This window comes from Luteitalea sp. (assembly GCF_044337415.1).
GTDB lineage: Bacteria > Acidobacteriota > Vicinamibacteria > Vicinamibacterales > Vicinamibacteraceae > Luteitalea.
Window position 1 is genome coordinate 1 of sequence record NZ_JBIINP010000132.1, and the last position, 11525, is coordinate 11525.

General features: G+C 70.6%; 10 protein-coding genes. 5 read left to right on the top strand and 5 right to left on the bottom strand.

What is annotated here, in order from left to right:
• Positions 1-118: 118 nt before the first annotated feature.
• Entirely contained in the window at positions 119-1564 is a 1446-nt protein-coding gene (locus ACIRDX_RS16075) for a sensor histidine kinase (RefSeq protein WP_396626451.1), read from the bottom strand.
• A 138-nt stretch (positions 1565-1702) separates the two neighbouring features.
• The gene (locus ACIRDX_RS16080) at positions 1703-2620 is read right to left on the bottom strand and encodes a hypothetical protein (protein ID WP_396626452.1); all 918 of its coding nucleotides are present in this window, start codon (positions 2618-2620) and stop codon (positions 1703-1705) included.
• 76 nt (positions 2621-2696) lie between these two features.
• Between ACIRDX_RS16080 and ACIRDX_RS16085 the strand changes: the two genes are divergently transcribed.
• Entirely contained in the window at positions 2697-3944 is a 1248-nt protein-coding gene (locus ACIRDX_RS16085; protein ID WP_396626453.1) for an MgtC/SapB family protein, read from the top strand.
• A 37-nt stretch (positions 3945-3981) separates the two neighbouring features.
• On the opposite strand, the gene ACIRDX_RS16090 is transcribed toward ACIRDX_RS16085, so the two are convergent.
• Positions 3982-5229 carry an RCC1 domain-containing protein gene (locus ACIRDX_RS16090; protein WP_396626454.1) on the bottom strand — a complete coding sequence of 416 codons (1248 nt, stop codon included), beginning with the start codon at positions 5227-5229 and terminating at the stop codon, positions 3982-3984.
• A 28-nt stretch (positions 5230-5257) separates the two neighbouring features.
• Between ACIRDX_RS16090 and ACIRDX_RS16095 the strand changes: the two genes are divergently transcribed.
• Entirely contained in the window at positions 5258-6754 is a 1497-nt protein-coding gene (locus tag ACIRDX_RS16095; RefSeq protein ID WP_396626455.1) for an amidohydrolase family protein, read from the top strand.
• Positions 6755-6890: 136 nt separating this feature from the next.
• On the opposite strand, the gene ACIRDX_RS16100 is transcribed toward ACIRDX_RS16095, so the two are convergent.
• Complete coding sequence (locus tag ACIRDX_RS16100; protein ID WP_396626456.1) at positions 6891-7562, bottom strand: PEP-CTERM sorting domain-containing protein; 672 nt, start codon at positions 7560-7562, stop codon at positions 6891-6893.
• Between the two features lie 268 nt (positions 7563-7830).
• On the opposite strand from ACIRDX_RS16100, the gene ACIRDX_RS16105 reads away from it, so the two are divergent.
• The 3 genes from ACIRDX_RS16105 to ACIRDX_RS16115 all read left to right on the top strand — a co-directional run bounded on the left by ACIRDX_RS16105 (position 7831) and on the right by ACIRDX_RS16115 (position 10659).
• A complete protein-coding gene (locus ACIRDX_RS16105; RefSeq protein WP_396626457.1) occupies positions 7831-8694 on the top strand; it encodes a phosphoenolpyruvate hydrolase family protein in 864 nt (287 codons plus the stop codon).
• Positions 8695-8703: 9 nt separating this feature from the next.
• Positions 8704-9984: a Tm-1-like ATP-binding domain-containing protein gene (locus ACIRDX_RS16110; protein ID WP_396626458.1), complete on the top strand. Its 1281-nt coding sequence runs from the start codon at positions 8704-8706 to the stop codon at positions 9982-9984.
• A 213-nt stretch (positions 9985-10197) separates the two neighbouring features.
• Positions 10198-10659 carry a hypothetical protein gene (locus tag ACIRDX_RS16115; protein ID WP_396626459.1) on the top strand — a complete coding sequence of 154 codons (462 nt, stop codon included), beginning with the start codon at positions 10198-10200 and terminating at the stop codon, positions 10657-10659.
• 33 nt (positions 10660-10692) lie between these two features.
• On the opposite strand, the gene ACIRDX_RS16120 is transcribed toward ACIRDX_RS16115, so the two are convergent.
• Positions 10693-11525: serine hydrolase domain-containing protein (locus ACIRDX_RS16120; RefSeq protein WP_396626460.1), on the bottom strand; the 833-nt coding region annotated here is incomplete at its 5' end.

The following is an 11525-nucleotide window of genomic DNA, read 5'->3' on the forward strand; positions in this document are numbered from 1 at the left end:
GGCCTTCAGGAGCGCGTGGCCGTCGCCGACGCTGCCGACCACGTCGTAGTGCTGCGACAGCACCATGCGCAGCGAGTCGGCCAGGATCGGATGGTCGTCGGCCAGCAGGATCCGGAACCTACGCGGATGCATGGACGGCCACCTCCCCACGCGCGTCGTCGTCGCGCAGCACGATCGGCACACGCGCCTCGATGCGGGTGCCCGAGCCTGGCGACGAGGCGATGGTGAGCGTGCCCGCCAGCGAGCGGACCCGCTCGCGCATGCTCACCAGGCCCAGGCCCCCGGATCGCTCGGCGCGGGCGACGTCGCAGCCGCGCCCGTTGTCGCGGACGACGAGTCTGAGGTCGCTGCCCTCGCGCGCGAGCGTCACCTCGATGCTGGTCGCGCCGCTGTGACGCGCGACGTTGCGCGTCGTCTCCTGCAGGAGGCGATAGAGGCACAGCGCCGTGTCTGGCGCGAGGTTGGCCGGCACGTCCTCCGTCCGGACGTCGATGAGCCGTCCGCTCTCGACGCCGATGTCGCGGCACCAGGCGCGCGTCGCGGTCGTCAGGCCGAGCTGGTCGAGCTTGGCCGGATGGAGTCGGTGCGACAGCGCATGGATCTCGGTGGCGATGCCCTTGATGTCGGACGCCAGCCGCGTGACCTGCGTGTCGCGCGCTGCGACGTCGGTGCTGCGCCGAAGCAGGTCGAGCTGCAGCGACATCACGCCGAGGCGCTGCGAGAGGTCGTCGTGCAGTTCGCGGGCGATACGGCTGCGCTCCTCCTCCTGCGCATGGATCAACCGTCCGCTGAGTCGCTGCGCCTCGGAGGCGACCTCGCGCAACGCGGACTCGCTCTCCTGCAGGGCGCGCGTCAAGCGGGAGGCCCGCAGCACGTCGTCGCTCAGCTCGAAGCCCATCGCCATCAGCACGGGAAAGAAGAAGGGCGCGGAGAGGAGCGGGCGCTGCAGGATGCCGGCGAAGTTGAGCGCCGCCTCGCCGGCGGCGAAGACGACGAACAGCACGAGGCTGCCGCCGATCAGCGTTGCCCGTCGTCGCAGTCGTGCATCGCCGCTGCGCCACAGGGGCCAGGCAGCGTCGACCACGAAGACCGTGAGCACGACGAAGCCGGCCTGCCCGACCCAGTGCCATGCGCTCGTCTCGCCCGACACAACCGTCACGTCCGAGCCGAGGAACGTGGTGCGCTCGAGCGAGTGGATGCTTACGTAGTCGCCGTACGGACTGGTGCCCAGTGCGGCCAGCGTGACCAGGTTGGACACCCACGCCACATGGGCGAGCCAGGGCCGCGCCGTGCGGAACAGGTCCCTGACGAACAGGATGATGCCCACCACCATGGCGAAGATCGGCAGGTGGACCAGTCGGAGCATCGCGCCGAACTGCTCGGCAGTGGCGGCGCGCGCCATGCCGGCCTCGGCGAGGGCGAAGCCGGCCACGCCGACGGCAACGATGGCAAAGCCGAGGTGACTGGAGGTGGTCCGCTCGCCGAACCAGATGCGCAGATGCACCAGCGCGAGGGTGAGGCACGAGGACGCCGTCACCAACTGCAGGACATCGACACTGTTCATGTGTTGGCGAGAAAGTGTAGCACCCTGCCTCAGCCGACTTGATCGCGGGCAGGCCTGTCTGGCACGGCCCGCAGGCCGGCGGCTCATTCACGCCGCGGGGCGGCCCGGGGGCGAGCACCCCTGCGCGCCGCAGGACGCTCAGGGATCGAACGAGGGGAGGCCGTGCTGTCGGGCGACCTCCTGCCACCACGTTCGCGGGTCGATCGCCGGGTCGCCGGGATGGTAGGCGTCGAATCCCCACAGACCGATGCGGAGGGCCTCGCCGATGGTGCGCGCCGGCAGGCGTCGCGCGTGCGGCGGAACGTCGTCGGGCGCCATGGCGACGGGGCCCCAGTCGTCGCGCGAACTGCTGGCCACAATCACGAACGGGATGGGGCGCGGGTCGTCGAAGGCGTTGACCAACTCGTCGAGGTACCACTCGCTCGACGGAAGCCCGTCCGGCGGCTGCATGCCGTTGAAGACCTCCACGGCCCGAGGGACGCCCGAGACGCCCGACAGTTCGTCGAGCGTGATCGCGAAGTACGGGTCGAGCGGACGCCAGTCGATCACGCCCCGAGGCCCGAGCGTCCGTCCGGTGGCGCGCGCTGCCGCTGCATCGACCCGCGCGAGCACCTCCGGCGGCGTCAGGGTGTCGGGGATGTCGACGCCAGTGGTGCGGCTGATGGCGGTCAGCACGTGTGGGCGCAGCGGATCGTCGGGTTCCAGCAGGTGCGCCTGGCGCGCCAGGGCCGCGAGCGTGTCGGCCGGCACCGTGCGACGCGCGAGCACGCGGGCGGCCAGGAGCCGGATCGTGTCGCTGGCAGGGATGTTGACCCGGGTCTCCTTGCGGAGCAGGGAGGCGGCCGTCGATGTGAGGCCCCCCAGCCGCCAGGTGATGCCGGCCAGCGCGAGCAGGACGACGAGCAGGACCACCGCCACCTTGCGGGGAAGGCGCCGCCACCAGGCTGGTGACCGTACGGCGACCACGGCATCGGACTCGAGCAGGGCACGGGCCGCTCGTTCTGCAAGGGTCTGGAGCCTCGCGGGTAGGTCCCGGCCTTGCTCGGTGTCGGTCATGGCGCGCATCGTGCCACTTCTCGCGCCTGCGGCGCACGGCACGCCAGTCGCACCGGAACGCGCGACAATGCCGGGCGTGCTGCCACCCCACGTCATCCATCTCCTGATCGCCGCGCTCGGCGGCGCCGCCATCGGCGTCGAGCGGCAGTGGTCGGGGCATGCCGACGGCCCGCAGGCGCACTTCGGCGGCATCCGGACCTTCACGATGCTGGGGTTGATCGCCGGGCTGTCCGGCTGGCTCTGGACGCTCGGCGCGACCTGGCTGGCGGCCCTGCTGCTGGCTGGCGCCGTCGGTCTCGTGGTGGCCGGCTACGTGCGGGCCAGCGTGGCCGACGTCGACGGGACCACCGAGGTCGCGGCCCTCGTGGTCATCACGGCAGGCGTGCTCTCCGGGTTCGGGCAGGTGCGCGTGGCGAGCGCCATCGTCGCGATTGCCAGCCTGCTGCTCGTGGAGAAGACGCGACTGCATGGGTGGGTGCGGCGTATCGCCGACATGGATCTGCAGGCGGCGGCGCGCTTCGCCGTGATGGCGCTGGTGGTGCTGCCACTACTGCCGGCGGGGCCGTACGGGCCGGTCGGCGGGATCCGACCGCGCGAGCTGTGGGCGCTCGTGTTGTTCTTCTCGGGCCTCAGCTTCCTCGGCCACGTGTTGCGCAAGGCCGTGGGACCCGGCCAGGGCTACCTGCTCAGCGGGATCGCCGGTGGGCTGCTGTCGTCGACCAATGTCACCTGGACGTTCGCCCGCTTGAGTCGCGTTGACCCGTCGCTCGGTCGACCGCTGGCCGTCGGGGCCATCGCCGCCAACGCCGTGCTGTATCCGCGCGTGCTCGCCGCCACGGCCGTGCTGAACGCGCCGCTCGCGCCGGTGCTGGCCCGTGAGCTCGCTGCGCCGGCCGCCGTCGCCTGGCTCGCCGTGGCCGTCGGCGGCTGGCTGGCCCGCCGCGACGATCCGTCGGTGCGCGCCCAGCCAGACGACAACCCGCTGCAACTCGCCTCGGCGATGCAGATGGCCGTCCTGTTCCAGGGCGTGCTGATGCTGGTGTATCTCGCGCGCGAGACGGGGGGCGCGGTCGGCGTCTACACCAGCGCGGCCGTCCTCGGACTGACCGACGTCGACGCGCTGACGCTGTCGATGGCACGCGACGTGGCCAACGCGATTTCCCTCGAGACCGCGGCCACCGCCATCGCCATCGGCGTGCTGGCCAACACGCTGCTCAAGGCCGGCATCGCCCTGGCCTTCGGGGCGCCGTCGTTCCGCCTGTACGTCGGCGGCCTGTTGATCGCACTGGCGGCTGCGACTGGCGCCGCGCTCGCCTGGCCCTGAGGCCCGTGCCTGCGCGGCGTGCGTGCGGGCACCAGGGTCAGCGGGGCAACGCGAGGTCCACTCGCTGGGGCACCTTCGTGTTGGCCTTGAACGGGTGCTCGGTCCGTCCGCCGGCGCCCCACCCCCAGAGCGACCCGTCCGTGCGCACCGCGAACGAGTTGTTGCCGGCAGCCATCACTCGCACCACCCCGGTGATCTTCGGGGTGACCGGCGTCAACTGGAACGTGCCCGACACGCCCGCGCCGATCTGGCCCCAGTCGGTGTTGCCCCAGCCGCGCAGCGTGCCGTCCTTGAGCAGGGCCAGGGCATGGCGACCCGTGAGACCGACCGACAGGGCCACGACGTTGGCGACACCCGGGACGCGCCGGGGCGTCAACTCGTAGCCGTACCCCACGCCCGGCGGGTCCGTCCGGTCGCCGTTACCGAAGAGCCCGTGCATGTTCGCGCCCCACACCCACACCGTGCCGTCGCGCTTCATCGCCAGCGACACACCGGTGCCGGTCGCCACGGCTGCCACATCGGTGAGGCCGGGTACCTCAGCGGCCGCGTCGATGGCGATCTCCTGGCGAGGCTCGCGGCCGAGCGCACCGGATGCGTTGGAGCCCCACGCCAGCACGTGTCCGTCCTTGCGGAGCGCCAGCGCGTGCGAGCCGTGCGTCGCCACCTGGATGGCCTCACTGACGCCCGGCACGCGCACCGGCAGGCTCGCGATCGGGGCCGGAGGGTCGGCGTGTGTCTTGCGCCCGCGCCCGTCACCGATGAGGCCCGCGTCCCGCGGTCCCCAGGCGGAGACCGTGCCGTTGGCGTGAAGCGCAAGCGCGTTGCTGCCACCCGCGGCGATGGCGGTGACCTCGGTGAGCGTGCCGACCCGCGAGGGGGTGGGGGACCCGCCCTCCCACGGCTTCGAGGCATCGGGGCCGCGCACCGCGCCGTTGCCGAGTGCCCCGTTGGATCCGGCACCCCAGGCCACCACGATGCCGCTCTCGAGCACCGCGTAGGACGTGTCGCTGGCGGCCGCGATGTCGATGGCGCGTTCCGGCAGGGCAATCGCCACCGGCAGGCTGTATCCGGCGTCGAGCTTCGTGGCGCCCCCGGACGGTCCGAGTTGCCCTTTGCGGAAGTCGCCCCAGCCGAACACCCGGCCATCGCCGTCGAGCAGCAACTTGTGCCCCTCGCCGACGACCTTGACCACCACCGGGTCGCGTGCGTCCTGGCGGGCGTGCAGGGGGACGCGCGCGCCGCCGAACGCGACGCACGAGAGCAGGGCGACGAGGAGTCCGAACACGCGCACGATTCCACTAGACTACGTGCGAATGCGTCGCCTCTTCGCAGCTTCGATCGGCATGGTCGCCCTGGCCCTAGCGGTCTGGGGCGTGGCGGGCACGACCGCGCAGTCGCCCACGGCCCTGGTCATCACCGGTGCGCAGGTGGCCGACGGCACCGGGACGCCCCTGCGCACCGCCAACGTGCGCGTGGTGGGCGACACCATCGTGAGCGTCGGCGCGGAGGCTCCGCAGTCCGGCGATCAGGTCGTCGACGGACGCGGGCTGGTGCTGGCGCCTGGCTTCATCGACGTCCACAACCACTCGACCGACGGACTGGCGACGGATCCGGCGGCCGCGACGCAGGTCGCGCAGGGCATCACGACGGTGCTCGTCGGCCCGGACGGCTCGTCGCCGGAAGACATCGGTGCGTACCTGGCGGCGCGCCGCGCGGCGCCGTCCACCGTCAACGTGGCGACGCTCGTCGGTCATGCCACCGTGCGCACGCAGGTGATGGGCGACGACTACCGTCGCGTCGCCCGGCCCGACGAAGTGACGCGCATGGCGGCACTCGTCGACGCCGGCATGAAGGCCGGGGCCTTCGGCCTCTCCTCGGGCCTCGAGTACGTGGTCGGCAGCTATGCGGCCACCGACGAGGTCGTGGCGCTCGCGAAGGCGGCGGCACAGCACAAGGGCGTCTACATCTCGCACATCCGCGACGAGGCCGACGTGGTGATGGACGCCGTGAAGGAGACGATCGCCATCGGCGAGCGGGCGGGCATCCCGGCGCAGATCACGCACATCAAGCTCGGCACCGTCGGGGTGTGGGGCAAGGCCGGCGAGGTCGTCGCGCTCGTCGAGGCGGCCCGCGCCCGCGGCGTGGACGTGACCGCCGATGCCTACCCGTACCTCGCGTGGCAGTCGAACCTGAAGGTGCTCGTGCCGAACAAGCAGTACAAGGATCCCGCTAGCGTCAAGGAAGCACTCGACGACGTGGGCGGCGGCAAGAACATCCAGTTCACGCGGCTGGCGCGCTACCCGCAGTACCAGGGCAAGCGGTTGAGCGAGGCGGCGGCGGCCGAGGGCCTCAGCGAAATCGACTTCTTCATCCGCATCGCCGACGACGAGGTGGGGATCATCGGGCACACGATGGCGGAGCCCGACCTGAAGACGTTCTACCAGCAGCCCTGGGTGATGGTGGCCAGCGACGGTGGCGTCAACAACAACCACCCGCGCGGCGCGGGCACGTTCCCGCGCGTGCTGGGGCGGTTCGTGCGCGAGCAGCGCTGGCTCGCGCTCGAGGAGGCCATCCGGAAGATGACCTCGTTCCCCGCCGACCGCCTGGGCCTGGCCGACCGCGGCCGGATCGCCGTCGGGAAGAAGGCCGACCTCGTCCTGTTCGATGCCGCCGCGATCGTCGACCAGTCGACGTTCGAGGCGCCCCGCGCCCTGCCGGTGGGCGTCCGGAGCGTGTGGGTCAACGGCGCGCCGGTCTGGCGCGACGGCGCGGTCACGGCCGCCCGCCCGGGAAGGGCCCTCACGCGCTGACGTGAATGAAGGACGCCGCGCGAGGAGGTCCTCGCGCCTCGTGTCCAGGGACGTCCTCGACCACTGAGCGTCGGGTCGCCCCGTGGGTACGAGCACGCGGGCGGCCCGCGCACTCGTCACACGAGGCCTGAGCGACTCAGCGACGACGGCGACGCAGCACACCCGCGCCAACGAGCGCGGAACCGAGCAGGGCCAGGGTGGTCGGCTCGGGGACCGACGACTGGGTCTCGATCACGTAGACCTCGTCGATGACGATGTCCTTCGAAGGAAAGCGGTTGGTCTGGAAGCTGAAGGACAGGTTGTAGAAGTCGGCCGACGTGATCGTGGTGGTGCCCGCGAAGGTCTGCCACGTGCCGACCGGACCGGACGAGACGTTGTAGCTGGCCAGGTCGACACCGGCAATCCGGCCGACGAAGGCCGCATCCCCCGCATTGGCGTAGCCGTTGCGCGGCGCGTACGTGCTGAAGCCGATCTGGTAGACGCCGGGCGTCATGTAGACCAACTGCGAGAGGGTCTCGTTGTTCGAGAAGTCGGACACGAAGTAGGCCGCGCGCTGGCCGGGGGCGTCCGGCGAACTGGTCGGCACGTTGTGCGTGGGCACGGCCTCGTTGAACGCGCCCATCGGGTAGGGCTGCGCCGCGCCGTAGAGAATGGTGGCCACCGAGTAACTGCCGGGGGCGTTGGTCAACGTCCAGCCGTTCAGGCCGTTCTCGAAGCTGCCGTTGAGCACGAGGTTGCCGGCCTCGGCGTGCCCTCCAGCGAGAGCGAGCGCCAAGGGCAAGGCAAGGGCGAGGGTCTTCAGCGTCACAAACACACTCCTGGGGGGAGCACCTCCGGTAGAAGCAAGTGGTGTGCCAGGCCTGATGACTTGAAAATCCGGCCCTGAGCAGGCTCCTGATGCCAGGGGTCATGACAAGTCATGCGTGCCGCTGACGAAATGGTCGGATCAGGACCATTCGCGCACGAGGTGGACCCGCCATCGTAGAATCGCGCCGACCCGGATGCGTCGGGCAGTGCCACGTGGCCTGCCACTGCCGGTTCCCGATTCCCGACTCCCGACTCCCGGAGGCACTCCCGTGATCGTCCCGCGTACATCCCGCACCGAGATCCTGTCCAAGCTGCGCGCCAAGGTCGCCAAGCGGCTGCCCATCCACATCGCGAGCGCCGGCAGCGGCCTCGTCGCCAAGCTGCTCGAGGCGGCCGGCGTGGATTGCATCAACACGTTCTCGGGCGCCCGGCTGCGCGCCAACGGCATGGGCACCATGTCGATGCTGTGGCCGATCCTCGATTCGAACAAGCAGACCCTCGACTACACGCGCGAGGACATCATGCCGGCCATCAAGGGCGACGCCTTCATCTGCGCCTGCCTCAACGCCAACGACCCGCTGAAGGACATGCGCATGGTGCTCGACGACTGCCTGCGCATGGGCGTGCACTCGGTGTCCAACATCGGCCCGTCGATCTCGTACGTCGACAAGGGCAGCGAGATTCGCAAGGTGCTGACCAGCGCCGGCATCACGCTGCAGAACGAGATCGACCTGCTGAAGCTCGGCCGCGAGATGGACATGGTGACCATCGGGCTCGCCTTCGACGAGGAGGACAGCATCCAGATGGTCGAGGAGGCGCAGCCCGACATCTTCTGCTTCCACGCCGGCACCACGAAGGGCGGCCTGCGCGGCTACGACTCGGGCGAGACCATCGAGGAGACGGCGCGCCGCACCGAGGAAGCCAACCAGAAGCTGCGCAAGATCAAGCCCGACATCATCCTGGTGGCGCATGGCGCCGCCATGGAGGCGCCGGCCGACGCGCAGTACATCCTCGATCACACGTCGTGCGAGGGCTTCTGGACGGGCTCCTCGACCGAGCGCCTGCCGATCGAGAAGGCCGTCTCGGCTGCCGCGAAGGAATTCCAGGCGCTCCGGTTCCCCGACAACCGCTAGGACATGCCCATGCCGAAGAAGGTCATCGCCGTCCTCGCGACGCTCGACACCAAGGGCCAGGAAGCGGAGTTCCTCCGCGAGCAGCTCGAGGCCCTCGGGAGCCGCGCGCTGCTCGTCGACATCGGCGTGATGAACGCGCCGGCCACGAAGGCCGACCTGACGCGCGCGCAGGTGGCGCGCGCCGGCGGCACGGCGCTGGCCGACCTGCAGGCCGGCAAGTCGCGCGAGGCGTCGCAGCCGGTGATGGCCGCGGGCGCGACCGCGCTGCTCCTGAAGCGGATCGCGAAGGGCGAGGTGCACGGCGTGATCGGCCTTGGCGGGTTGCAGGGCACCGCGGCCTGCACCGCCGTGATGCGCGCGCTGCCGTACGGGCTCCCGAAGGTGATGGTCTCCACCGTCGCCTCGGGCGACACGTCTTCGTACGTCGGCATCTCCGACATCACGATGATGTTCTCGGTGGGCGACATCCTCGGCCTCAACCTGTTCATGCGGAAGGTGCTCGCCAATGCGGCGGGCGCGGCGCACGGCATGGCGCAGGTCAAGGTCGGGCTGAAGACGGCGCGCGCCAAGGGCGCCAAGCCGCTGATCGGCATCTCGAACCTCGGCGTGCTCACGCGCGGCACGATGCTGGCCATCGAGCTGTTCCGCCAGCGCGGCTACGAGTCGATCGTCTTCCACGCGGTGGGCACCGGCGGGCGCGCGATGGAGCTGATGATGAAGCAGGGGATCATCGGCGCCGTCTTCGACTACGCGATGGGCGAGATCAGCGACGAGCTGTTCCACGGCCTGCGCGCCGGCGGCAAGGAGCGGCTCACCGTCGCGGGGCCGCTCGGCCTGCCGCAGGTGCTGTGCCCGGGCGGCTCGGAGCACCTCGGCATCCTCGTGTCGACGCCGCACCAGCTTCCCGATCGCTGGAAGGACCACGCGCACGTCTGGCACAACGAGGTGGTGCTCGCGCCGCGCCTCAACGTGAAGGAACTGCGGACGGTGGCCAGGGAGATTGGCAAGCGCCTGCAAGGCACGACCGGCAACGCGGTGCTGATGATTCCCAAGCTCGGCACGGGCAGCTACGCGATGCCCGGCGGGCCGATGAACGATCCGAAGGGCGACAAGGCCTACTTCGAGGCGCTCAAGGCGGCGCTGCCGTCGACCATCGAGGTGGTCGAGCGCGACCTGCACGCCGAGGATCCGGCCTTCGTCGAGGAGGCCGTCGACCGCCTGATCGCACTGATCGAGGCCGGTCGCAGTCCGCGGCGCACGGCGACCCGTCGTCGAGCGCGTCGGGCCTGACCTCGCGCGTGGCGCACGAGCCGGCCGTCGGGGCCGACTCGTGCCGCCGTGCGAGATGCCTCTCGTATACTTCGGGCGTGGACGTCACCCTGCAGCGCACGGTCAGCCTGCGCACGTCGGCCGAGCACGCGGACGGCGACGAGGCGCGCAGGCACTGGCTGCAGCGCAGTCCGAGCGAACGGCTGGCGGCTGTCGAGTTCCTGCGGAGGCAGCATGGTGGAGCTGGCGCCAGACTTCGACGAGTTCTTCGGTTGCTTGAACGCCCACGGCGTTGAGTTCCTCATCGTCGACGCGTACGCCCTCGCCTTCCACGGCGTGCCGCGGTTCACGGGCGATATCGACGTGCTCATCCGGCCGACCGTGGCCAATGGCGAGCGGCTCTTGACCGCCTTGGCGTCTTTCGGCTTCCCCGTCGAGTCACTGCGCCCGGCTGATGTCGTGGACCCGTCCCGGATCCTGCAGATGGGTGTCGAACCGATGCAGATTCATGTCATGAGCGAGGTCTCCGGCCTGTCGTGGGAGGAGGCGTGGGGCGGACGCGTTGTCGGCGCTTGCGGCACTCGCGAACTGCCGTTCCTCGGGCGCCGTGAGTTCATCAGGAACAAGCGCGCGGCCGGACGCCTGAAGGATTTGGCCGACATCGAGGCGCTCGGTGCAGACGACTCCGAGGACTGAACGCCTGCGGACCCTGGCCGCAGTTGGCCTCGACTAGCGTTCCTCGCTGTCGAAGTCCACGACCCGTCCGTCACTCGTGAGCTGGAACCGGAACGCGTGGCGCGCGTCCTTCGTGTCGAGCGCGTAGTAGACGACGCGGACGACCGATTCCCCGCGCAGCCGTACCGGTCGCGCCGACCGGTCGTCCTCGCCGAGATACCGGAAGGCCGTCATCTCCGCGAGGCGCTGCCCCGTCGACCGCCGCCGGCCCGCCTCCCGCCGGCTTCCCGACGCCGTCTCGGCCAGGCCCGTCGCCATCGCCGGTGTTCGCTGGAACGCCGCCCACGCGCCGAGGGTCTCGCGCAGGCGCGTCGTGCGCGCCGGGTCGGGATCGCCGACGCTCCTGGCCGGATCGGGCCGGCGCAGTGACGGTTCGAGAATCCCGGCGATCTCGTGGGCCATCACCTCTGGTTGCGCCTGTCCCAGGTTGGTCAGGACGATGACGGTCAGGCCCTGATCGACGTATCGCGCGATGGCCGTCCGGAAGCCCTGCCAGGCGCCGCCATGCTCGATCAGCGCGTGCCCGCGCTGATGCGAGATGTTCCAGCCGAAGCCGTAGGGATACGTCGTCTGCCCCGCGAGCGCGACTGGTGTCCACCAGGCATCGAAGCTCGCGGCCGTCATGAACCGTCGCGCGTGAAGCGCGGCCTCCCACGCGGCCATGTCCTTCACCGAGAAGTAGAGCGCGCCATCCGCCAGTCGGTTGAGCGAGGGCGCCACCCACTCCTGGTTCTTCACGTCGCCCTTCGCGTCGAGCTCGTACCCGGCCGCCCGATTCCGGATGATGTCCCGCTCCGAGATGACCCGTGTGGTCGACATTCCCAGTG